Origin of the sequence: Streptomyces luteosporeus (assembly GCF_039532865.1) — a bacterium.
Taxonomy (GTDB): Bacteria; Actinomycetota; Actinomycetes; order Streptomycetales; family Streptomycetaceae; genus Streptomyces; species Streptomyces luteosporeus.
The window spans coordinates 96726-119008 of record NZ_BAAASL010000010.1; the positions used below are offsets into that span (position 1 = coordinate 96726).

At 71.6% G+C, this 22283-nt stretch carries 21 protein-coding genes and 1 riboswitch; of the genes, 14 read left to right on the top strand and 7 right to left on the bottom strand.

The genetic code is table 11. The annotated features are described in order from the left end of the window. Positions 1 to 13: 13 nt before the first annotated feature. Positions 14 to 1294 carry an ABC1 kinase family protein gene (locus ABD361_RS15255; RefSeq protein WP_344435790.1) on the bottom strand — a complete coding sequence of 427 codons (1281 nt, stop codon included), beginning with the start codon at positions 1292 to 1294 and terminating at the stop codon, positions 14 to 16. 128 nt (positions 1295 to 1422) lie between these two features. On the opposite strand from ABD361_RS15255, the gene ABD361_RS15260 reads away from it, so the two are divergent. Genes ABD361_RS15260 through ABD361_RS15270 form a run of 3 tightly spaced genes read left to right on the top strand, consistent with a single transcriptional unit; the run spans position 1423 to position 3742 of the window. After that, positions 1423 to 2343 (top strand): SRPBCC domain-containing protein, encoded by a 921-nt coding sequence (locus ABD361_RS15260; RefSeq protein ID WP_344435791.1) that lies wholly within the window; start codon positions 1423 to 1425, stop codon positions 2341 to 2343. Between the two features lie 2 nt (positions 2344 to 2345). Next, on the top strand, positions 2346 to 3122 hold the full coding sequence (locus tag ABD361_RS15265) for a helix-turn-helix domain-containing protein (protein ID WP_344435793.1): 777 nt from the start codon (positions 2346 to 2348) through the stop codon (positions 3120 to 3122). Positions 3123 to 3154: 32 nt separating this feature from the next. Further along, the gene (locus ABD361_RS15270; RefSeq protein ID WP_344435795.1) at positions 3155 to 3742 is read left to right on the top strand and encodes an RNA 2'-phosphotransferase; all 588 of its coding nucleotides are present in this window, start codon (positions 3155 to 3157) and stop codon (positions 3740 to 3742) included. Here the strand turns inward: ABD361_RS15270 and ABD361_RS15275 are convergent. The 5 genes from ABD361_RS15275 to gcvT all read right to left on the bottom strand — a co-directional run bounded on the left by ABD361_RS15275 (position 3690) and on the right by gcvT (position 8879). Further along, positions 3690 to 4277, bottom strand: coding sequence for a Uma2 family endonuclease (locus ABD361_RS15275; protein WP_344435796.1), 588 nt, complete (start codon positions 4275 to 4277; stop codon positions 3690 to 3692). The two genes, ABD361_RS15270 and ABD361_RS15275, sit on opposite strands and share 53 nt — an antisense overlap. A gap of 151 nt (positions 4278 to 4428) precedes the next feature. Further along, positions 4429 to 5811 (bottom strand): L-serine ammonia-lyase, encoded by a 1383-nt coding sequence (locus ABD361_RS15280; protein WP_344435797.1) that lies wholly within the window; start codon positions 5809 to 5811, stop codon positions 4429 to 4431. A gap of 206 nt (positions 5812 to 6017) precedes the next feature. Beyond that, positions 6018 to 7280, bottom strand: coding sequence for a serine hydroxymethyltransferase (gene glyA, locus ABD361_RS15285; protein WP_344435800.1), 1263 nt, complete (start codon positions 7278 to 7280; stop codon positions 6018 to 6020). A 35-nt stretch (positions 7281 to 7315) separates the two neighbouring features. Next, positions 7316 to 7693 carry a glycine cleavage system protein GcvH gene (gene gcvH / locus ABD361_RS15290; RefSeq protein ID WP_344435801.1) on the bottom strand — a complete coding sequence of 126 codons (378 nt, stop codon included), beginning with the start codon at positions 7691 to 7693 and terminating at the stop codon, positions 7316 to 7318. Between the two features lie 67 nt (positions 7694 to 7760). Next, on the bottom strand, positions 7761 to 8879 hold the full coding sequence (gene gcvT / locus ABD361_RS15295) for a glycine cleavage system aminomethyltransferase GcvT (protein ID WP_344435802.1): 1119 nt from the start codon (positions 8877 to 8879) through the stop codon (positions 7761 to 7763). Positions 8880 to 9032: 153 nt separating this feature from the next. Beyond that, positions 9033 to 9139, bottom strand: a riboswitch (glycine riboswitch). 179 nt (positions 9140 to 9318) lie between these two features. On the opposite strand from gcvT, the gene ABD361_RS15300 reads away from it, so the two are divergent. From ABD361_RS15300 to ABD361_RS15345, 10 genes are all read left to right on the top strand, one after another. Next, complete coding sequence (locus ABD361_RS15300) at positions 9319 to 9891, top strand: AAA family ATPase (protein ID WP_425583214.1); 573 nt, start codon at positions 9319 to 9321, stop codon at positions 9889 to 9891. A 236-nt stretch (positions 9892 to 10127) separates the two neighbouring features. After that, positions 10128 to 10868, top strand: coding sequence for an enhanced serine sensitivity protein SseB (locus ABD361_RS15305; RefSeq protein ID WP_344435804.1), 741 nt, complete (start codon positions 10128 to 10130; stop codon positions 10866 to 10868). Between the two features lie 72 nt (positions 10869 to 10940). Beyond that, entirely contained in the window at positions 10941 to 11744 is an 804-nt protein-coding gene (locus ABD361_RS15310; RefSeq protein WP_344435807.1) for an enhanced serine sensitivity protein SseB C-terminal domain-containing protein, read from the top strand. Between the two features lie 304 nt (positions 11745 to 12048). Next, positions 12049 to 13047 carry an ABC transporter permease gene (locus ABD361_RS15315; RefSeq protein ID WP_344435809.1) on the top strand — a complete coding sequence of 333 codons (999 nt, stop codon included), beginning with the start codon at positions 12049 to 12051 and terminating at the stop codon, positions 13045 to 13047. A 92-nt stretch (positions 13048 to 13139) separates the two neighbouring features. Then, positions 13140 to 14900 carry an ABC transporter substrate-binding protein gene (locus ABD361_RS15320; RefSeq protein WP_344435811.1) on the top strand — a complete coding sequence of 587 codons (1761 nt, stop codon included), beginning with the start codon at positions 13140 to 13142 and terminating at the stop codon, positions 14898 to 14900. 110 nt (positions 14901 to 15010) lie between these two features. Further along, positions 15011 to 16021: an ABC transporter permease gene (locus ABD361_RS15325; protein ID WP_344435813.1), complete on the top strand. Its 1011-nt coding sequence runs from the start codon at positions 15011 to 15013 to the stop codon at positions 16019 to 16021. Continuing rightward, positions 16018 to 17067 (top strand): ABC transporter ATP-binding protein, encoded by a 1050-nt coding sequence (locus ABD361_RS15330; RefSeq protein ID WP_344435814.1) that lies wholly within the window; start codon positions 16018 to 16020, stop codon positions 17065 to 17067. The genes ABD361_RS15325 and ABD361_RS15330 overlap by 4 nt, the downstream gene beginning before the upstream one ends. 11 nt (positions 17068 to 17078) lie before the next feature. Further along, a complete protein-coding gene (locus ABD361_RS15335; RefSeq protein ID WP_344435816.1) occupies positions 17079 to 18137 on the top strand; it encodes an ABC transporter ATP-binding protein in 1059 nt (352 codons plus the stop codon). A 98-nt stretch (positions 18138 to 18235) separates the two neighbouring features. Beyond that, a complete protein-coding gene (locus ABD361_RS15340; protein ID WP_344435817.1) occupies positions 18236 to 19756 on the top strand; it encodes a M1 family metallopeptidase in 1521 nt (506 codons plus the stop codon). A 79-nt stretch (positions 19757 to 19835) separates the two neighbouring features. Continuing rightward, on the top strand, positions 19836 to 20516 hold the full coding sequence (locus ABD361_RS15345; protein ID WP_344435819.1) for a trimeric intracellular cation channel family protein: 681 nt from the start codon (positions 19836 to 19838) through the stop codon (positions 20514 to 20516). Positions 20517 to 20546: 30 nt separating this feature from the next. On the opposite strand, the gene ABD361_RS15350 is transcribed toward ABD361_RS15345, so the two are convergent. After that, positions 20547 to 21122, bottom strand: a complete 576-nt coding sequence (locus ABD361_RS15350; RefSeq protein ID WP_344435821.1) for a TIGR03086 family metal-binding protein — start codon at positions 21120 to 21122, stop codon at positions 20547 to 20549. 129 nt (positions 21123 to 21251) lie between these two features. Here ABD361_RS15350 and ABD361_RS15355 point away from each other — a divergent pair, with 129 nt between their 5' ends. Beyond that, positions 21252 to 22277: a helix-turn-helix transcriptional regulator gene (locus ABD361_RS15355; protein WP_344435822.1), complete on the top strand. Its 1026-nt coding sequence runs from the start codon at positions 21252 to 21254 to the stop codon at positions 22275 to 22277. The last annotated feature ends 6 nt before the right edge of the window (positions 22278 to 22283 follow it).

Genomic DNA, 22283 nt, shown 5'->3' on the forward strand with positions numbered 1-22283 from the left:
AGGTCGAAGACGTTTAGGAGTTGAGGGCCGTGAGCAGGGTGGGAATGGCCTCCCCCTGGAAGTCGACGTCCACGTCGAACTCGTTGATCATTCCTTCGAGGACCAGCAGCGACATCAGCGGGAAGACGAACGCCGGCGCGGCCGCGATCCCCGAGCGCCGCTGCAGGTCGAACAGGCGGGTGGCGAACGGCGCCAGCCGGAACTCCCCGGCCCTGCGCCCGGTCGTGGCCGCCACCAGTGCGACGACGCCGGCCCGGAAGGCGTCCAGGTCGACGCCCGCCGGGATGTGCTCGGCGCTGCGCAGCACCACGTCGGCGCACTCCGCGCCCCGCCCCAGGGACATGTTCATGAAGAACTCGGCGAACAGCCGGCGCACCGGCGGCTCCAGCCGGATCACGAATCCCGCGTCCAGCAGCACCACCACCCCGTCCGGGGCGAGATAGAGGTTGCCCGGATGCATGTCGCAGTGCACCAGACCGTCGATGAACAGCATCCGGTACACGCCCTGCAGCACGTGCCGTACGACCTGCCGCCGCTGCTCGCGGTCCAGCTGCCCGGCCCGGAAGCGGTGCAGGGGCTCGACGAAGTCCATCACCAGCGCGCCCGGCCCGCACGCCTCCGGTACCGGGGCCGGCAGCCGGAAGTACGGCAGCGCGGCCAGGTTCGCCCGCAGCGCCGCCAGCGAACGCGCCTCCTGCTCCAGATCCAGCTGACCCAGCACTGCGCCGCCGACCTCCTCGACGATGCGCAGCGCCGGCACCTTGCGCAACGGCGGCAACCGCTGCACCAGCAGCGCACCCGCCCGCAGCAGCGCGAAGTCGGCGCGCATGCGGCGCTCGATGCCCGGGCGGCGCAGCTTGACCGCCACCCGGCGCCCGTCGGCCAGCTCGGCCCGGTGCACGCACGCGATGCTGCCGCTGGCCGTGGCCCGGTGGTCGAACACGGCGAACGGACGCGCCGCGGGCTCCGGCCCGTACGCCTCGGCCAGCGCCCGGTCCGTCTGCGCCCGCGTCATCGGCGCCACCCGGTCGTGCAGCCGGCCCAGCGCCGTGCACACCCGCGGCGGCAGCAGATCGCTGCGGGTGCTCAGCAACTGCCCGCCCTTGACGTACGTCGGCCCCAGACCGCACAGCAGCCGCGCCGCCCGGCGCCCGAGCACGTCCGGCACCTGCCGCGGCCCCGCCCGTACGGCGTCGAGGGTGCCGGCCGCGGCGTGCCCGGCGGTCAGGGCGGCGAGGCACGCGACCCGGGCCGCGAGCGCGGCCCGGCCGACGGGGGCAGTGCGTTCGGACACCTGCAACGTTCTCTCCTCTCGGCGGGCGAACTCGCCTGGAGAAACGCCGACTTGGAGCGTTGACAGTGCTGGGAGGCTACATAATATGGGAGCGATCTGCCCGGCGGAAGCGGCGACGGAGGACGACCATGCCGGAGGACGCACCGGGCCGGGACCCGGACCAGCTGCCGCGCACGACGGCCCGCGGGGCCCTCGGAGTGCCCGCCGGGGAGGCGGTGCCGGGAGCGGTGCGCCTCGCCGTACGCCTCGCCGCACCACCCGAGCACGTGTGGCCCGCACTGACCGAACCCGACCGGGTGGCCGAGTGGTTCGGCGACCTCGCCGCCCCGCTGCGCCCCGGCGAGGACAACCGCCTCGACTTCGAGGACGGCGACTTCTTTACCCTGCGCCCCACCCTCCTCGTCCCCGCACGCCGACTCGCCTACGACTGGCGCTTCCTGGGCATCGGCAAACAGCAACGCATCGCCTGGACCCTCGACCAGGACGGCACCGGCACCCTGCTGACCGTCACCGACCACGACACCACCCGCACCCCCGCCGAGGCCGGCCAGCTGTTGGAGGGCTGGCGCGACTTCCTCACCCGCCTCGCCACCCACCTGCACACCGGCACCGGCGCCCGCTACGCGCTGCGCGACGACATCGACGGCGCCGTCGACCTGCCCCCCGGCCCGTACCGGCCGCTGACCTACCCCGCGCTCCTGGACTGGCTGCCCGTCGCCGAGGACGGCTTCCGGCCCGCCTGGTTCTTCGTCGTCGACGACGAAGGACCCCGCCGCTTCCCCCTGCACGACTGGGAACTGCGCGACGGACAGCGCCTGGAGTTCGCCGTGGAGATCCCCGGCGCCCACACCCACCCCGGCGCACGCGTCACCCTCGCACCCGTCGCGGACGGCACCGGCCGCCGGCTGGCCTTCACCCACCGCGGCTGGACCCGCCTCGGCCTGCCCGAGGGGCGGGCCCAGGAACTGCGCCGCCGCTTCACCGCCACCTGGACCGCCTCGCTGGCCGCCGCCCGCGAGCGCGCCCACCGCGCCGCCGGCCCGGACTGACCGTGCGCCCGGCCGCGCCCGCCCCGCCGCCCCCCTCGGCCGGCCAGCTCGCCTCCGTCGAGCGCGCCATCCGCCGCATGCGCGACCACCTCGGCGAGGTCCAGTGCCTCACCGACCACGCCGAGGCTGGCCTGTTCAGCCCCTTCCACTTCCACCGCGTCTTCCGCAGCGTCACCGCCGTCACCCCCGCCCGCTTCCTGGCCGCACTGCGCATGGCCGAGGCCCAGCGCCTGATGCTGCGCGGCTCACCCCGCGTGACCGACGTGTGCACCGCCGTCGGCTACTCCAGCCTCGGCACCTTTACCACCCAGTTCACCCGGCTCGTGGGCATGTCGCCCAGCCGCTTCAAGGCCCTGGCCGAACGGTACGGCGACCGCCGCGTGGGCGACGTCGTCGGCGCCGCCCCCCTGCCGGCACCCGCGGACGGCATCACGGGCCACCTCACCGGCCGCGTCCCCGCCGACGGCATCGTCTTCGCCGGCCTCTTCCCCCACGGCGTCCCCCAGGACCTCCCCCTCGCCTGCACGGTCACCCCCACCCCCGCCCCCGTACGCCTGCACCCCCCGCCCGGCCCCGGCCACCAGGTGCTGGCCGTGTGCTTCGAGGCGACCACGCGCGTGAGCGACGCCCTCGACGACCCGGCCGGCACCCACCGCCTCCTGGCCGCCACCCCGGCCCCACCCCACGGCCCCTTCCCCCTCTACCTGCGCCCCCCGACCCTGAGTGACCCCCCGATCGTCCTGGCCCTGCCATTGCTGCTGGCCGCAGAAACCCGATGACACCCGGGCCGACGACGCGCCAACCTGGAGACATGGACGAACGACGCACCGTACGCATCTCCAAGTACCTCTCCAAGCACCTGCGCCACGAGCCCGCCCGCATCGGGATCGAGCTCGACGCGCACGGCTGGGTGGCCGTCGACGTCCTGCTGACCGCGGCCGCCGCGCACGGCTTCGCCGTGGGCCGTGCCGAGCTGGAACACGTCGTGGCCGCGAACGACAAGCAGCGCTTCGAGCTGGACGGCGACCGCATCAGAGCCCGCCAGGGCCACTCGGTGACCGTCGATCTCGCCCTGCCCCCGGCCCAGCCGCCCGCGTACCTGTACCACGGCACGGTGGCCCGCAGCGTCGCCGCCATCCGCGCCGAGGGACTGCGCCCCATGACCCGCCACCACGTCCACCTCTCCCCGGACCGCGAAACCGCCACCCGCGTGGGCGCCCGCCGCGGCACCCCGGTCGTCCTCGCAGTGGACGCAGCCGCAATGCACCGAGCCGGCCACGTCTTCCACGTGACCGGCAACGGCGTCTGGCTGACGGCAGCGGTGCCGCCGGAGTTCCTGCGGTTTCCTACGCGTAGCGCGGCAGGTTCTTCGTCGGGATCGTCCAGTCGCCGATCGTGACGTCCTCGCCGTACACGAAGTCCTTCCGCACCGCGTACCGGGGGCCGGACGGCGTCGGGTGGATGCCGGACAGGACGGCGCCCTCGCCCGTGCGCGGATCGAAGATTGCGTAGATGGGGATGCCGAGCACCGGGTAGTCCCGCATCTTGCTGACCCAGTCGTTGTCCGGATTGGACCGGGAGACGACCTCGATGGCGGCGATCAGAGTGCGTGGGTCGAAGGACCCCTGAACCTCCATGTCCACTTCCCGGATCACCATGACGTCGGGATGCCGCATGATGCTTTCGCCCACGTCCTCCACGTCGGGCGTGCCCGTGTGGGCGACCACGTCGTCCGGCAGAACCCTGTCCAGCTCACGCCTGACGCGGAACACCGTCAGCTCGTGCGGCCCCCCCGGCGACATCATGTCGTGAACGATCCCTTCCTTCGTGATCTCCAGCTTTCCGGGCACGTTGTCCTGTATCTGCCCGACGACGTCGCGCAGCAACTGGTAGTGGAGGGTGTCGTTCCCTGCCTGGTCAGGGGCGATCGGCATGGCGGCTCGCTCCTTTCGTTCAGCGGCCCGACAGCGCGGCCGGAGGTACCGGAATCATGCTAGTGCGGTCCGCGAGGCGCTCGGGTGGCGATGAACGCAACGGGGCGGGGACACGCAAGCGTGTCCCCGCCCCGGTGGCCGTGGGGGCGGATCAGCACTCGATGACGTTGACGGCCAGGCCGCCTCGTGCCGTTTCCTTGTACTTGACCTTCATGTCCGCGCCCGTCTCCTTCATGGTCTTGATGACCTTGTCGAGGGACACGTGGTGGCGGCCGTCGCCGCGCAGAGCCATGCGGGCGGCGGTGACGGCCTTGGCGGCGGCCATGCCGTTGCGCTCGATGCAGGGGATCTGGACGAGGCCGCCGACGGGGTCGCAGGTCAGGCCCAGGTTGTGCTCCATGCCGATCTCGGCCGCGTTCTCGACCTGCTCGGGGGTGCCGCCGAGGACCTCGGCGAGGCCGCCGGAGGCCATGGAGCAGGCGGAGCCGACCTCGCCCTGGCAGCCGACCTCGGCGCCGGAGATGGAGGCGTTCTCCTTGAAGAGCATGCCGATGGCGCCGGCGGCGAGGAGGAAGCGGACGATGCCGTCCTCGTCCGCGCCGGGCACGAAGTTCATGTAGTAGTGCAGGACGGCCGGGATGATGCCGGCGGCGCCGTTGGTGGGGGCGGTGACGACGCGGCCGCCGGCGGCGTTCTCCTCGTTCACGGCCATGGCGTAGACGGTGATCCACTCCATGGCGCGGGCCTGGGCGTCGCCCTCGGCGCGCAGCTGGCGTGCGGTGCTGGCGGCGCGGCGGCGGACCTTCAGGCCGCCGGGGAGGATGCCCTCGCGGGACATGCCGCGGGTGACGCACGCCTGCATGACGCGCCAGATCTCCAGCAGGCCCTCGCGGATCTCGGTCTCCGTGCGCCAGGCCTTCTCGTTCTCCATCATCATCGCGGAGATCGACAGGCCGGATTCGCGGGACATGCGCAGCAGCTCGTCGCCGGTGCGGAAGGGGTACTTGAGGACGGTGTCGTCGAGGACGATGCGGTCGGCGCCGACGGCGTCCTCGTCGACGACGAAGCCGCCGCCGACGGAGTAGTAGGTCTTCTCCAGCAGGGGGGCGCCGGTCTCGTCGTAGGCGGCGAGGGTCATGCCGTTGGCGTGGTACGGCAGGGCGCGGCGGCGGTGCAGGATGAGCTGGGTCGACTCGTCGAAGTCGATCTCGTGGTCGGTGCCGATCTCGGCGCCGAGCAGGCGCAGCCGCTTGGTGGTGCGGATGCGCTCGACCTCGTCGTCGGCGATCTCGACGTCGACGGTGCGGGGGGAGTGGCCCTCCAGGCCGAGGAGGACGGCCTTGGGGGTGCCGTGGCCGTGGCCGGTGGCGCCGAGGGAGCCGAAGAGCTCGGCCCGCACGGCGGTGGTCTGGGCCAGCAGGCCGTCCTTCTTCAGGCGGCCCACGAACATGCGGGCGGCGCGCATGGGGCCGACCGTGTGAGAGCTGGACGGGCCTATGCCGATCGAGAAGAGATCGAATACGGAGATGGCCACGGTGGCTGCTCCTCGGGTCGGTGGTGGTACGGGGGTGATACGGGGGTGGTGCGGCGGGCGTGGGGAGCGCAGGGGGTACGCGAGGGATGTCACGCCCTGTGACGCGTGGGGTGCGCCACGTGGTGCGGGGCATCCCGCCCACTTCTCCAGTGTGCGGGATGCCCCGTACCAACCGGTTAATCCGGCCTTAATGCGGTGCCGACGTCCTACTTCAGGCCGGGGTACAGCGGGTGCTTCGCGGCCAGGGCCGTGACGCGCCCGCGCAGGGCCTCGGTGTCGCAGGACGGCTTGAGGGCCTCGGCGATGATGTCGGCGACCTCGCTGAAGTCCTCGGCGGCGAAGCCGCGGGTGGCCAGGGCCGGGGTGCCGATGCGCAGGCCGGAGGTGACCATCGGCGGGCGCGGGTCGTTCGGGATGGCGTTGCGGTTGACCGTGATGCCGACCTCGTGGAGGCGGTCCTCGGCCTGCTGGCCGTCGAGCTCGGAGTTGCGCAGGTCGACCAGGACGAGGTGGACGTCCGTGCCGCCGGAGAGCACGGAGACGCCGGCCTGCGCCACGTCGTCCTGCATCAGGCGCTCGGCGAGGATCCTCGCGCCCTCCAGGGTGCGGCGCTGGCGGTCCTTGAACTCCTCGCTGGCCGCGACCTTGAAGGCCACCGCCTTGGCGGCGATCACGTGCTCCAGCGGGCCGCCCTGCTGGCCGGGGAAGACCGCGGAGTTGATCTTCTTGGCGAGCTCGGCCGTGGACAGGATCACACCGCCGCGCGGGCCGCCGAGGGTCTTGTGGGTGGTGGTGGTCACCACGTGCGCGTGCGGCACCGGGGAGGGGTGCAGCCCGGCGGCGACGAGGCCCGCGAAGTGGGCCATGTCGACCATCAGGTACGCGCCGACCTCGTCGGCGATCCGGCGGAAGGCCGCGAAGTCCAGCTGGCGCGGGTAGGCGGACCAGCCGGCGACGATCAGCTTCGGGCGGTGCTCCTTGGCGAGGCGCTCGACCTCCTCCATGTCCACCCGGTTGGTCTGCTCGTCGACGTGGTAGGCGACCACGTTGTAGAGCTTGCCGGAGAAGTTGATCTTCATGCCGTGGGTCAGGTGCCCGCCGTGCGCGAGGTTCAGACCCAGGATGGTGTCGCCCGGGTTGAGCAGGGCGAACATCGCCGCGGCGTTGGCCTGGGCGCCGGAGTGCGGCTGCACGTTGGCGTGCTCGGCGCCGAAGAGCGCCTTGATGCGGTCGATGGCGATCTGCTCGACGACGTCGACGTGTTCGCAGCCGCCGTAGTAGCGGCGTCCCGGGTAGCCCTCGGCGTACTTGTTGGTGAGGACGGAGCCCTGGGCCTCCATGACCGCGACCGGAGCGAAGTTCTCCGAGGCGATCATCTCGAGGGTGGACTGCTGACGGTGGAGTTCGGCGTCGACGGCGGCGGCGACGTCGGGGTCGAGCTCATGGAGGGAGCTGTTGAGGAGCGACATGAGTTCTTCCTGCACGAGGGAGGGGAGAGCGGGGTTCAGCCGGCGAAGGCCGTGTACTCGTCGGCGGACATCAGCTCCGCCGGCTCGTCCGTGACCTTCACCTTGAACAGCCAGCCGCCCTCGAACGGGGCGGTGTTCACCAGCGCCGGGTCGTTCACCACGTCCTCGTTGGCCGCGACGACCTCGCCCGTGACGGGGGAGTACAGGTCGCTGACCGACTTCGTCGACTCCAGTTCGCCACAGGTCTCGCCCGCGGTGACGGTGTCCCCGACCGCGGGGAGCTGGGCGTAGACGACGTCACCGAGCGCGTTGGCCGCGAACTCGGTGATGCCGACCGTCGCCACGCCGTCCTCGTCGGCGGCCGAGAGCCACTCGTGCTCCTTGGAGTAACGGAGCTGCTGGGGGTTGCTCATGGCTAGATTCTCCTGTACGCGCGTGAGTGCTTGTGCAAGGGGTCTTGACAGGTGAGATGAGAGGGTCTCAGCGTTCCCGCTTGTAGAAGGGGAGCGCCACGACCTCGTACGGCTCATGGGTGCCGCGAATGTCCACGGACACCCCTTCCGTACCCGGGGCGGCGTGGGCCACGTCGACGTACGCCATCGCGATCGGCCTGCCCAGCGTGGGGGAGGGGGCGCCGGACGTGACTTCGCCCACGACCTCGCCGCCCGCCACGACGGCGAAGCCGGCGCGCGGCACGCGGCGGCCGGTGGCGACCAGGCCCACCAGCTTGCGCGGCGGCGCGCTCTCGGCGCGCTCGGCAGCGGCGGCCAGCGCCTCGCGGCCCACGAAGTCGCCCGCCTTGTCGAACTTCACCACGCGGCCCAGGCCCGCGTCGAAGGGGGTCAGCGAGGTGGTCAGCTCGTGCCCGTACAGCGGCATGCCCGCCTCCAGGCGCAGGGTGTCCCGGCAGGACAGCCCGCACGGCACCAGGCCCGCGTCCGCGCCCGCCTCGGTCAGCGCCTGCCACAGCTTCTCGGCGTCGCCCGGGGCCACGAACAGCTCGAAGCCGTCCTCGCCCGTGTAGCCGGTGCGGGCGATCAGCGCCGGGACGCCCGCGACGGTGCCCGGCAGGCCCGCGTAGTACTTCAGCCCGTCCAGGTCGGCGTCCGTGACCGACTTCAGGATCGCCGGGGAGGCCGGGCCCTGGATCGCGATCAGCGCGTAGGCGTCGCGGTCGTCACGCACGACCGCGTCGAAACCGGCGGCCCGCTCGGTCAGCGCGTCCAGCACGACCTGCGCGTTCGAGGCGTTGGCGACGACCATGAACTCCTGCTCGGCCAGGCGGTAGACGATCAGGTCGTCCACGATGCCGCCGTCGGCGTTGCAGATCATCGTGTACCGGGCGCGGCCCACGGCGAGCGCGGAGATGTTGCCGACGAGGGCGAAGTCGAGGGCCCGGCCGGCCTCGGCACCCGTGAGGGTGATCTCCCCCATGTGCGAGAGGTCGAACAGGCCGGCGCGGGTGCGCACCGCCACGTGCTCGTCGCGCTCGCTGCCGTAGCGCAGCGGCATGTCCCAGCCCGCGAAGTCGGTCATGGTCGCGCCGAGCGCGCGGTGCAGCGCGTCCAGGGCGGTACGGCGGGGGGCGTCGGTCGTCATGGTCAGGCTCCCGGGCAAGAAGTCACGGAGGTACCGAGGAATCGGGGCCTCCCCATCTGTCATCGGAACCTGAGAGGTTCACCGGGAGCCCCTTGGAGAGCCCGGCTTGCACCTTGGGTGGGACCGCCGGGGCGGCCCGCTTTTCAGATCTGCCTCACCCTCGCGGTACGGGGCCTGAGAGATTCAAGGGAGGAACTTGCTCCTTCGGCGCCCGGTGCACGGCGCAACGCAGCACACCAGGACTCTCCCGCGCGGATTCGAGCGGCCAATATGCAGTTGGTCGTGCGATTGTCGAGCGTGCCGATGGCGCTTGGCGCGCACATCATTGCACGTACGGCCGTGCGACGGACCGCCCACCAGGTCCCGATTTGGATTACCTTTCCTTTGCGTACGAAAGGAGGGGGCGACGGTCACGGTGCGTACGGGGGGTGTGGCGGGCGTGATCGACCTGCGCGGTGGGACCGTCGAGGAACTGCGCTACCGGGCCGGAGACCTGGTCGTCGTCTCCGGGCTGCCCGGAGCCGGCAAGTCCACCCTGATGCGGCGGGTGGTCGGGCCCGGCGTGCACCGCGTGGACTCCCAGGACACCCGCCGCCGCATCGAACGCCGCGTACCCCGGCGGCTGCCGTACGCCGCCTACCGGCCGGCCGCCCGGCTCGCGCACTACGCCGCCCTGTGGCGCGCCCTGCGCTCCGGACACAGCGTCGTCGTGCACGACTGCGGACAGTGGGGCTGGGTGCGCCGGTGGCTGGCGCGCGAGGCGCGACGGCGGGGGCGGCGGCTGCACGTGGTGATGCTGGTCGTCGACGCGGCGCAGGCGCGGGCGGGCCAGCGGGCCCGCGGCCGCGGCGTCCCGCCGCGCTCGTTCGCCCGCCACCGCCGCGCGATGCGGCGGCTCGTGACCGATGCGGAGGCCGGCCGCGCGCCGCGCGGCGCCGCGTCGGCGACCCTCCTGGACCGCGGAGCGGCGGACGCGCTGCGGGCCCTGACGTTCGGCGGCAGCGCCCCGTAAGGGGCGCGGGGAACTGCGCGATCGACCACCGACGGCCTGCAGTCGACATACTGCGGGCGCGTCGTGGCTTGTCGCGCCCACGCGGCGGAGCCGCAGATCGACACTGCCCCGCGCCCCTTCGGGGGCGCCGTGCCGCCGGCCAGCGCCTGGCACCCCCGGGCCGGGGGGCCGCCGGGGCGGAGCCCAAGGCCACCCCCCGTACCACAGCTCAGGCGCAGCCGTTAAGGTGCGGGAGCGTGAGCATCCCTGCCTGGCCCGCCAATGAGCTCGAGGAAGTCCTCGCCGCCTCCCTCGGCGTCCCCGACGCCGCCCCGCGCATCCTCGACGTGCTCGGTCGCAGCAGCGTGTGGGTGCCGCTGCCCAAGGGCGGGGGGCCGCAGAGCCCCGATCTGGATCTGCCGGCGATCGAGCTGGACGGTGCCGCGTTCGTGCCGGTGTTCAGTTCGCACGAGCAGTTCCTCGCCGTCGCCGGGCCGGCCATGGCGTTCGCGGTGGCTCCGGCCGTGGAGTTCGCGCGGGGGCTGCCCCCGCAGGTCGGCATCGTGGTGAATCCGGAGGGCACGGTGGGGGTGCCGCTGCCGCCGCAGGCCGTCGCACAGTTGTGCAGGGTGGGGCGGGCGGCGTGGGAGGGGGATCCCACGGGGGGCCGGGTGCGGTTGTTCGAGCCGGACTGGCAGGACGAGCCGACGGCGTTCCTGGCGGCGGCGGGCCTGGAGTTGGCGGCCGCGGGTCCGGTGCGGACCGCGCGCCGTGCGCTGGCGAGCGTGGAGGGCGGCGATCCGGCGCTGTTCATCGGGGTGGAGCTGGACCTTCCGGACCCCGGCAGCCGGGGCGCCGCGATGGAGGCGGTGGGCAGGGCGCTGGCCACGGCGCCCGTGGCGTGGCCGGTGCAGCTGGTGTTCCTGGACGTGGCGGACGACCCGGTGGGGCACTGGATGCGGGAGAAGCTGCGCCCGTTCTACGACCGCGACCTGTGACGCCTCTCATGCCCGCCGCCGCGGGCTCGTAAGCTGGTGGCAACAGACGGCCAAGAGATAAGGCGGACCCAGGTGAGCGCGGGCGCGGAGAGCGGCGTCGAGCAGGTGCTGCGCCAAGTGGCGCCGGGCCGGTACGACGCGTACGAGGCGCTGCTGCGGGCCGTGGCCGAGGGCCGGGTGTGGATGCTGCTGTGGCACGGCGAGCCGGGCTCGCCGGAGGCGCAGTACGGCAACATGGAGGTCGAGGGCCTCGGTTACGCCCCGTGCGTGACCTCCGCCCAGGAGCTCGCCGCCAGCGGCTGGAACCGCTCCCACGAGGTCGTCTCCGGCCGTACCGTGGCCGCCTCCCTCTACCCCGACCGCTGGGGTCTGTGGCTGAACCCGCACGCGCCCGGTGGGGGCGTCGGCATTCCCTGGGCGGACCTGCGCCGCATCGCCGAGGGCATGGAGCGGCTGCCGGCCGGGCCGCTGCGCCTGAGCGAACCGGCCGTGGAGATCCCGCAGTTCTACGCCCTGCTGGGGCAGAACGCCCACCGTACGCCGGTCGTGCGCACCCTGCGCCGGGCCTGGGTGCAGCCGGCCCTGGGCACCCCGTACCTGTGCATCGGTCTGGACCTGTACGACAGCTCGCCGGCGGCCGTGGAGGCCGTGCGGCAGATGATGCAGCAGTCGGTCGGCGTGGTGCCGGAGGGGCTGCCGGTGTCGACGGTGTCGATGGCCGACGAGTACGACCCGGTCGCGCTGTGGATGCGGGCCCATGCCCGGCCCTTCTTCGACCGTGACGTCTACGGCGGCGGTGCCGCCGCGCCGGCCGGTCCCTCGGGTGCCTACGGCTACCCGCAGCCGCCCCAGGGCTGGCAGGCCGGGGCGTACTGACCTGCGCGCCCTGCGGGCGCGCACCGGGCAGCCGGCCGCGCTGTCCGGATAACGGAACCCTCCATCACACATCACGGTTGCGCATACATTGCGGGCGAGGGCTGGCGAGTGATCGCCGACGCGATGAAGACTCCCGCCAACAAGAGACGGCCCGGCCGGCAGCACGGCGCGTCATGGGCTCTCTTTTCAGAACCTCCGCTCCATCTGCACCACTTGCACATCACCCGTACATGTGAGTACCAGGCCGCAAGTGTTGCGGCGGGCGTGGGCCGGTCACCTCCGGCCGAGAGGGGTCGTTGGCACAGTGACCGCACCTATCGAGACCACGGGGTCGGCCGCCGGGGCGCAGCCGGAAGCCGTTCTGGCCGGTGCCCGCAAGAGCCAGATCGAGGGTCGATCACTCACCCAGATCGCCTGGCTGCGCTTCAAGCGGGACAAGGTGGCCGTGGCCGGCGGCATCGTGGTGATCCTGCTGATCCTCCTCGCCGTCCTGGCCAAGCCGATCGAGGCGGTCTTCGGACTGGACCCCAACGAGTTCCACCAGGACCTCATCGACCCCAGCCTGCTCGCGCCCAAGGACGCCTGGGGCGGCATGAGTTGGGAGCATCCGCTGGGCGTCGACCCGCAGTACGGCCGCGACATCCTGGCGCGCATCATCGAGGGCTCGTGGGTCTCCCTGCTGGTCGCCACCGGGGCCACCCTGCTCTCCGTGGTGATCGGCACCGTGCTGGGCGTGGTCGCCGGGTACTACGGCGGCTGGGCGGACACCGTGATCAGCAGGATGATGGACACCTTCCTGGCCTTCCCGCTGCTGCTGTTCGCCATCTCCATCTCCGCGGCCCTGCAGGACGGTGCCTTCGGACTGTCCGGTCTGCCGCTGCGCATCAGCGTGCTCATCTTCGTGATCGGCTTCTTCAACTGGCCCTACATGGGCCGCATCGTGCGGGCCCAGACGCTCAGCCTGCGCGAACGCGAGTTCGTCGAAGCGTCGCGCAGCCTCGGTGCCCGGGGGACGTTCATCCTCTTCCGCGAGCTGCTGCCCAACCTGGTCGCGCCGATCCTCGTGTACTCCACGCTGCTGATCCCGACCAACATCCTCTTCGAGGCCGCGCTGAGCTTCCTCAGCGTCGGCATCGCGCCGCCGCAGGCCTCCTGGGGCGGCATGCTCAGCCAGGCCACGGATCTCTACCAGGCCGACCCGCAGTACATGTTCGTGCCCGGCCTCGCCATCTTCATCACGGTGCTGGCCTTCAACCTGCTCGGGGACGGGCTGCGGGACGCACTCGACCCGCGCAGCAAGTGACCCCGGACCACCGGACCTCTCCACAGCAAGCGATCAGCGGCGGCCCTTGCGGTCCACCGTGCCACGAAGACGAAAGAGGGGGCTTTCCTCAGGTGAAGACGAAGAGAACGACGGTTGCGATCGCCACGGCGGTGGTGCTGGCCCTGGGGGCGTCCGCGTGCGGCGGCTCCGACGACAAGAGCGACGGCGGCAAGGGCGGCGGCTCCTCGGCGGCCAACGCCGCACTGACCGGGCTCGCCAACAAGTCGGACAAGAAGGGCGGCACGCTCGCCTTCGAGATGGCGGACGCCGCCGACTCGCTGGACCCGGGCAACACCTACTACGGCTGGGTGCAGAACTTCGCCCGGCTCTACGGGCGCACGCTCACCATGTTCAAGCCGGCCCCCGGCAAGGAGGGCCTGAAGGTCGTCCCGGACCTGGCCGAGGGCCTGGGCAAGCCGAGTGCGGACGCCAAGACCTGGACGTACAGGCTCCGGGCGGGGCTGAAGTACGAGGACGGCTCGCCGATCACCTCGAAGGACGTCAAGTACGCGATCGAGCGCAGCAACTTCGCGCCCGAGGCCCTGTCCAACGGCCCCACCTACTTCAAGGCCCACCTGGAGGGCGGCGACAAGTACGAAGGCCCGTACAAGGACAAGTCGCCCGACGGGATCAAGTCCATCGAGACGCCGGACGACCAGACGATCGTCTTCCACCTCAAGGACGCCTTCGCGGACTTCGACTACCTGGCGACCTTCTCGCAGACCGCGCCCGTCCCGCAGAAGGCCGACAAGGGCGCGCAGTACGTCCAGCATGTCCTGTCCTCCGGCCCGTACAAGTTCGAGTCGTACGAGGAGGGCAAGGGCGCCACGCTGGTGCGCAACGCGCAGTGGGACCCCAAGACGGACCCCAACCGCCCGGCGCTGCCCGACAAGATCACCATCAAGTTCAAGGTCAACCAGGTCACGGTCGACAACAACCTGCTCAACGACAGCATCGGCGTCGACGCCGGCGGTGCGGGCGTCGCCCCGCAGACCCAGCCGAAGGTGCTGCGGGACGCGAAGCTGAAGAACCAGACCGACAACCCGTACGCCAGCGCCACCGGCTACATCGGCCTGAACCTGAAGGTGAAGCCGTTCGACAACATCCACTGCCGCAAGGCCGTGCAATGGGGCATCGACAAGGTCTCCGTCCAGGAGGCCATGGGCGGTGACCCGAAGGGCGACGTGGCCAGCACGCTGCTGCCGCCGTCCGTCGACGGCTACACCAAGTTCGACCTCTACCAGACGCCCGGCAGCAAGGGCGACATCGAGAAGGCCAAGGCCGAGCTGAAGGAATGCGGCCAGCCGAATGGTTTCTCCACCAACCTGACGGCCCGCTCGGACCGCCCGGCGGAGATGGCCATGGCCACGGCCGTGCAGGCCTCGATGAAGAAGATCGGCATCAACGTCGAGATCAAGTCCTTCCCGACGGGCAAGTACTTCACCAACTTCGCCGGCGTCCCGGACTACGTCCACAGCCACAACCTGGGCATGCTCATGACCGCCTGGGGTCCCGACTGGCCGACCGGCTTCGGCTTCCTGGACCAGATCGCCAACGGCTCCGCCATCAAGCCCTCCGGCGGCAACAACGTCCAGGAGCTCGACGACCCGCAGGTCAACAAGGCCCTCAACGAGGGCATCGCCAACACCGACGCCGCGGCCCGCGCCAAGGCCTGGGGCGAGGTGGACAAGCTGATCGCGGAGAACGCCTCCGCCGTGCCGCTGGTCTACCGCAAGAACCTGCTCCTGCGGCCGAAGTCGGCCACCAACGTCACCGTCGACCAGGCCTACCTCGGCACGTACAACTACCTGCTGATGGGCTCCGCCAAGTAGCCGCGGGCACAGTCCGCCGAAGAGTTTCGAAAGGCAGGTGAAGGCACCTGCGGCCGCCGGACCGAAAAGGCCCGCCCTTCTCGGTCCGGCGCGCCCGGCGCCGCACAACTGTGGCTGCGTACATCATCCGACGCCTGTTCGCCGCGGTACTGCTGCTGCTGGTGGTCAGCGCAGTCACCTTCGCGATCTTCTTCCTCGTCCCCCGCATCGCCGGGCAGACGATGGACCAGCTCGCGACCCAGTACGTGGGCAAGGACGCCAACCCCGACACCGTCGCCGCGGTCAAGAAGAACCTCGGCTTCGACCAACCGCTCTATCTGCAGTACTGGCACTTCATCAAGGCCCTCGTGGTCGGCGCCGACTACAAGTTCGGCCCCGACGCCGCGCACTGCTCGGCCCCGTGCTTCGGCTACTCCTTCAAGACCCACGTCGAGGTCTGGCCGCAGCTGACCTCCCGGATCCCCGTCACCCTGTCGCTGGCCATCGGCGCCGCGGTGATCTGGGTCGTCACCGGCGTGGCCATCGGCGTGCTCTCCGCGCTCAAGCGGGGCAGCCTGCTCGACCGCTTCTTCATGGGCGTGGCCCTGGCCGGCGTCTCGCTGCCGATCTTCTTCACCGGCATGCTCGCCCTGTCCGTCCTCACCGTGGACGTCGAGATCTGGCACGGCATCAACTACGTCCCCTTCAGCGACGATCCGCTCAAGTGGGCCTGGAACCTCCTCGTGCCCTGGTGCAGCCTCGCCTTCCTCTACTCCGCCCTGTACGCCCGGCTCACCCGCGCCGGAATGCTGGAGACGATGAACGAGGACTACATCCGCACCGCCCGCGCCAAGGGCCTCACCGAACGCAAGGTCGTCGTCCGGCACGGACTGCGCTCGGCCCTCACCCCCATCGTCACCATCTTCGGCATGGACTTCGGCCTGCTGCTCGGTGGCGCGGTCATCACCGAGTCGGTGTTCTCCTTCCAGGGCATCGGCCAGTTCGCCGTCAAGGGCGTGACCGAGAACGACCTTCCCAACGTCATGGGCGTGACCCTGGTCGCCGCCTTCTTCATCGTCATCTGCAACCTGCTGGTGGATCTGGTCTACGCGGCCATCGACCCCAGGGTGAGGTACTCGTGAGCGAGCAGGCCGAAGCCTTCCTCTCCGTGCGCGACCTGCGCATCCACTTCGACACCGACGACGGCCTGGTCAAGTCCGTCGACGGCGTGAGCTTCGACGTGCGCGCCGGCAAGACCCTGGGCATCGTCGGCGAATCCGGCTCCGGCAAGTCGGTCACCTCGCTCGGCGTCATGGGCCTGCACCGCACCGCCCGGGCGAAGATCTCCGGCGAGGTCTGGCTCGACGGCGAGGAGCTCATCGCCGCCGACCCCGACCGGGTGCGCACCCTGCGCGGCCGCAAGATGGCCATGATCTTCCAGGACCCGCTGTCGGCCATGCACCCCTACTACACGGTCGGCTCCCAGATCACCGAGGCGTACCGCACCCACCACAAGGTCGACAAGAAGACCGCCCGCACGCGGGCGATCGAGATGCTCGACCGGGTCGGCATCCCCCAGCCCGACCGGCGCGTCGACGACTACCCGCACCAGTTCTCCGGCGGCATGCGCCAGCGCGCCATGATCGCCATGGCGCTGGTCAACAACCCCGAACTGCTCATCGCCGACGAGCCCACCACCGCCCTCGACGTCACCGTCCAGGCCCAGATCCTCGACCTCATCCGGGACCTGCAAAAAGAGTTCGGCTCCGCGGTCGTCATCATCACCCACGACCTCGGCGTCGTCGCCGAGCTCGCCGACGACCTGCTGGTGATGTACGCCGGGCGGTGCGTGGAGCGGGGACCGGCCGAGAAGGTCTTCTCCTCGCCCCAGCACCCCTACACCTGGGGCCTGCTCGGCTCCATGCCGCGCATCGACCGCGCCCAGACCGAGCGGCTGATCCCGGTCAAGGGCTCCCCGCCCAGCCTGATCAACGTGCCGCCCGGCTGCGCCTTCAACCCTCGCTGCCCCTACGCCGACCTTCCCAAGGGCGGCATCACCCGCAGCGAGCGGCCCGAGCTGCGGCTGGTGCCGGGCACCGACGACGGCCGGCCGCACCACTCCGCCTGCCACCTCCCGCCCGAGGAGCGCATGCGGATCTGGACCGAAGAGATTGCGCCCAAGCTGTGAAGGACCACCAGATGACGATCCCCGAACAGCAGGCGCCCGCCGCCCCCGAGACCCTGCTGAAGGTCGAGGGCCTGGTCAAGCACTTCCCGATCACCAAGGGCCTGCTGCGCCGCCAGGTCGGCGCCGTGCGCGCCGTCGACGGCATCGACTTCGAGGTGCGCTCGGGGGAGACCCTGGGCGTGGTGGGGGAGTCCGGCTGCGGCAAGTCGACCATGGGCCGGCTCATCACCCGGCTGATAGAGCCGAGCGGGGGCAGGATCGAGTTCGAGGGGCGCGACATCAGCCACCTGGGCGTCTCCGGCATGCGGCCGCTGCGCCGCGACGTCCAGATGATCTTCCAGGACCCGTACTCCTCGCTCAACCCCCGGCACACGGTCGGCACCATCGTCGGCGCCCCCTTCCGGTTGCAGGGCATCACGCCCGAGGGCGGGGTGAAGAAGGAGGTGCAGGGGCTGCTGGAGCTGGTGGGCCTGAACCCCGAGCACTACAACCGCTACCCCCACGAGTTCTCCGGCGGCCAGCGGCAGCGCATCGGCATCGCCCGGGCCCTGGCCCTGAAGCCCAAGCTGGTGGTCGCCGACGAACCCGTCTCCGCCCTGGACGTCTCCATCCAGGCCCAGGTGGTCAACCTCCTGGACGACCTGCAGGACGAGCTGGGCCTGACATACGTGATCATCGCCCACGACCTGTCCGTCATCCGGCACGTCTCCGACCGCATCGCCGTGATGTACCTCGGCAAGATCGTGGAGCTGACCGACCGCAGCTCGCTGTACGAGCGGCCCATGCACCCGTACACCAAGGCGCTGCTGTCGGCCGTGCCCGTGCCCGACCCCAAGCGGCGCGCCAAGCGGGAACGCATTCTGCTCAAGGGGGACGTGCCCTCGCCGATCGCCCCGCCGTCCGGCTGCCGCTTCCACACCCGCTGCTGGAAGGCGACGGAGGTGTGCAAGCAGCAGGAGCCCCCGCTGGCCGAGCTGCGCACCGGCCACCGGGTGGCGTGCCACCACCCGGAGAACGCCCCGGAGGGCGCCGGTCCCACCGACGCAGTAACGGAAGGTGCGACCGGGTGAGGGCCGTGCCACGTTGGTGAAGACGTGAGTGCGGCGAGCGGGGAGGGTGCGGAGCCGGCTTGTTGCCGCAGGGGCCGGCAGGTTCGAAGGGACGGCTCATGGCACTCCCCCGCTCGATACGCCGGGCCCGCCCGGCCCGGCTGATACGCCCGGCCCACCTGGTACGCCCCGCCCGTCTGATACGCGCCGTGGGCGGGCGCCGGCGGACCATCCGGCTCCTGTCCCTGGCGGTGGCCGTCGCCGCCACCGCGGTCACGGCCTTCGCACCCGACGACGACGCGGCCCCCGGCACCCATGGCATGCCCACGGCCGGGGCACCCGGCATCGGGGACCCCTATTTCCCCGGGCTCGGCAACGGCGGCTTCGACGTCCGCCACTACGACCTCGACGTGGAGTACGCCCCGGCCTCCGGGCGCCTGGACGGCCGCACCACGATCACCGCCCGGGCCGTCCAGAGCCTGTACTCCTTCCACCTGGACCTGCAGCAGCTGACGGTGAAGTCCGTCGAGGTGGACGGACTCCCGGCCGCCTTCACCCGCAGCGGCGGCGACCTGCGCGTCCGCCCGGCCGTCCCGCTGGAGAAGGGCCGCACCTTCACCACCACCGTCGTCTACGGCGGCATACCCCAGCCGCTGAGCGGCCCCATCGTCTTCGGCTCGAAGTACGGCTGGATGAAGACCAAGGACGGCGTCTTCGTCGCCTGCGAGCCCAACGCGGCCTCCACCTGGTTCCCCTCCAGCGACCACCCTTCCGACAAGGCGACCTACGACATCCGCATCCGGGCCCCCAAGGGCCTGACCGCCGTCTCCAACGGCCGGCTCCTGGCCACCCAGGACCGCGGCGACACCACCGTGAGCCACTGGCGCGAGACCAGGCCCATGGCCACCTACGCGGTGACCGCCACCATCGGCAAGTTCGACGTCCGCCGCGGCACCACCCCCGGCGGCATCCCCATCTATGTGGCCACGGACCCGGCACTGCCCAAGGGCAAGCTCGACTTCTACGGCATCACCGCCGAGGCCACCGACTACTGGGCCGCCCTCTTCGGCCCCTATCCCTTCGAGGAGACCGGGGCCGTCGTCGACGACATGCCGCAGGCGGAGTTCTCGCTGGAGGCCCAGAGCAAGCCCGTCTACTCGGCCGTGCGCGACGAGTCGACGGTCGTCCACGAACTGGCCCACCAGTGGTTCGGCGACTCCCTGTCCATCGAGCGCTGGAAGGACATCTGGCTCAACGAGGGCTTCGCCACCTACGCCGAGTGGCTGTGGGCGGAGCACAAGCAGCACAAGAGCGCCCACCAGTCCTTCCTGGAGGCATACAACCAGCGCAACGCCGACGACCCCTTCTGGAAGGTCGACATCGCCGACCCGCAGCGGGACACCCTCTTCTCGCGCGCCGTCTACTTCCGCGGCGCCATGACCCTGCAGATGCTGCGCGAGCGCATCGGGGACCGGGCCTTCTTCCGGCTGCTGCCGCGGTGGACCAAGCTGCACCGCGACGGTAACGTGCGCACCTCCCAGTTCATCGGCCTCGCCGAAGCGGTCTCCCACCAGGACCTCGGCGACCTGTTCGACACCTGGCTGTCGCACCCGGGAAAACCCGCGCTGCCGAAGAGGTGACGGGGCTCCCCGCCGGTACGGGGCGTCCCACCCCTCGGGACGGGCACGGGGCATCGCCCGTGACGAGTAAGAATGTCGCGTGCTCACCGATCTGTTCACCCCCTCCGTCCAGCACTCGCTGGACCTTGCCGGGATCTTCGTCTTCGCGATCTCCGGTGCCCTCCTCGCCGTCCGCAAGAACTTCGACGTCTTCGGCATGGCGGTGCTGGCGGAGGCCACGGCCCTGGGCGGCGGGCTCATCAGGGACCTGATCATCGGTGCCGTACCGCCCGCCGCCTTCACCGACCTCGGGTACTTCATCACCCCGCTGGTCGCCACTGTGATCGTCTTCTTCCTCCATCCCGAGGTGGAGCGGATCACCAAAGCCGTGAACGCCTTCGACGCGGCCGGGCTCGGCCTCTTCTGCGTCGCCGGCACCGTCAAGGCCCACTCCCACGGCCTCGGCCTGACCTTCGCGGCCACGCTCGGCCTCACCACCGCCGTCGGCGGCGGCGTGCTGCGCGACGTCCTCGCCCACGAGGTGCCCAACCTCCTGCGCTGGGACCGCGACCTGTACGCCGTGCCGGCCATGGTCGGATCGACCATGGCGGCCCTGCTCATCCACTACGACGCGCTCAACGTCACCACCAGCATGATCTCCGCCGCCACCGCCTTCGTCCTGCGCCTGCTGGCCATGCGCTACAACTGGCGCGCCCCCCGCGCCTGGCACCGGCGCAGCGCGGCCACCGAGGACCCGGCCACCGGCAGCGGCGCGGTGTAACGTTCCGCTGCTTCCCGGGCCCGCGCGGCGTCAGACCGTACGGCCCAGCCACGCCGCCAGCCGCCCGTAGGCGTCCGCACCCTCCGGCGCCGGGCGCACCGGCTCGAACGGAACGCCCTCGCCCCGCCGCTCGGCCGGCAGGAACCGGTGCGCCCACTCCAGGGCCCGCTCCGCGAGCTCCTCGTCCAGCGCGACCGGACCGCCGAGGGCTATGGACAGGTCCCAGGCGTGCGTCGCCGACTCCAGCACGCATCCCGAGAACAGGTACGCCCGGCCCGGCATCTCGCCCCACGGCACGCTGATCGGCGCCTCCAGCTTGGCGTCGTCGGCCCAGGCCGCGAGCAGACGCTCGCGCCCCTCCTCGTACGCCTTGGCCCAGCCGTCGTCCGGCACGTCCGCGGCCGGCACCAGGCCCGTGCGCTCGCCGGTCTCGCCCAGCGCGGCCGCGGCCCGCACCCCCGCGACCAGGTGCCCCAGCAGGGCGCGGACGTCGAATTCCGTGCACGGAGTGGGGTCCGCCATCCGCTCGGCGGGCACCCGTGCGATCAGCTCGGCCACCTGGGCGGTGGCGCGGTCGAGCAGGGGGCGGGGGTCGGTGGTGCGCATGGCAGCTCCTTGTTCTCGGGTCCTCTTGGAATTCGCCGGCGCCGTTCCGTCGGCCGAGAACGAGCATGCCCGCTTAAGCTGACACCTGCCGTCAGGTTTTCCACAGGACCCCGAATAGGTGCGACAAGCGTGAAATCATCCCGGCTGCTGTCGATCCTGCTCCTCCTGCAGAACCGCGACCGCATGCCCGCCGCCGAGCTCGCGGAGCGCCTGGAGGTCTCCGTCCGCACCGTCTACCGCGACGTCGAGTCCCTCTCGGCCGCCGGCGTCCCCGTCTACGCCGAGCGCGGCCGGCACGGCGGGATCTCCCTCCTGCCCGGCTACCGCACCGACGTCACCGGGCTCACCAGCGACGAGGCCCGCGCCCTGTTCGTCCTCGCCGCCGGGGACACCCACAGCGCCCTCGGCCTCGACGCCGCCCTCGGCTCCGCCCTGCGCAAGGTCATGGCCGCGCTCCCCGCCCCGCACCGCCCGGCCGCCGAGGCCACCGGGCGGCGCATCCTGGTCGACCCCGTCCGCTGGATGCCCGGCCCCGGCCCCAACGGCGAGCTGGGAGAACTGCAGGACGCCGTCTTCACCGACCGCCGGCTGCGCCTGCGCTACCGCCACAGCGGCACCACGCGTCCCAAGGTGTACACCGTCGACCCCTACGGCCTCGTCGCCAAGGCCGGCGTCTGGTACCTCGTCGCCGACCACCGGGGCCGCCCCCGCCTGTACCGCGCCGACCGCACCGAGGCCGTGACCGTGCTGGACGAGCCCGTACGCCGCCGGCCCGGCGTGGAGCTGGCCGACGCTTGGGACGTCCTGCGCCGCGAGGTCGAACAGCGCCCCGCAGGCCTGCACGTCACCGCCCTCGTGCGCCGCACCCGCCTGGAGATGCTGCTGCGGATCCTCGGCCGGTTCGTCACCGGGCCGCCCGGCGACGGCGACCCCGCCACCGTGGAGTTCGCCTTCCCGGATCCGCGCGCCGCGCGCTCCCTGCTGGCCTACGGCCCGGACGTGGAGGTCGTCGCCCCGCAGGAGGTCCGCGACGACCTCGCCCGGATCGCGGCGGCCGTCGTACGGCAGTACGAGCGGGAGGGGGAGGAGGCGCCGTCGCCGGGCGAGGTGGGGCCGCCCGGAACGCCCCGCACGGGCGCGCTCCCCGCCTCGTAGAATCGG

Coding starts and splice junctions, on each gene's coding strand:
- ABD361_RS15260 (WP_344435791.1), top strand. CDS start 1,423: ATGCCGGAGGACGCACCGGGCCGGGACCCGGACCAGCTGCCGCGCACG.
- ABD361_RS15270 (WP_344435795.1), top strand. CDS start 3,155: ATGGACGAACGACGCACCGTACGCATCTCCAAGTACCTCTCCAAGCAC.
- ABD361_RS15275 (WP_344435796.1), bottom strand. CDS start 4,277: ATGCCGATCGCCCCTGACCAGGCAGGGAACGACACCCTCCACTACCAG.
- glyA (WP_344435800.1), bottom strand. CDS start 7,280: ATGTCGCTCCTCAACAGCTCCCTCCATGAGCTCGACCCCGACGTCGCC.
- gcvH (WP_344435801.1), bottom strand. CDS start 7,693: ATGAGCAACCCCCAGCAGCTCCGTTACTCCAAGGAGCACGAGTGGCTC.
- gcvT (WP_344435802.1), bottom strand. CDS start 8,879: ATGACGACCGACGCCCCCCGCCGTACCGCCCTGGACGCGCTGCACCGC.
- ABD361_RS15335 (WP_344435816.1), top strand. CDS start 17,079: ATGACGATCCCCGAACAGCAGGCGCCCGCCGCCCCCGAGACCCTGCTG.
- ABD361_RS15340 (WP_344435817.1), top strand. CDS start 18,236: ATGGCACTCCCCCGCTCGATACGCCGGGCCCGCCCGGCCCGGCTGATA.
- ABD361_RS15350 (WP_344435821.1), bottom strand. CDS start 21,122: ATGCGCACCACCGACCCCCGCCCCCTGCTCGACCGCGCCACCGCCCAG.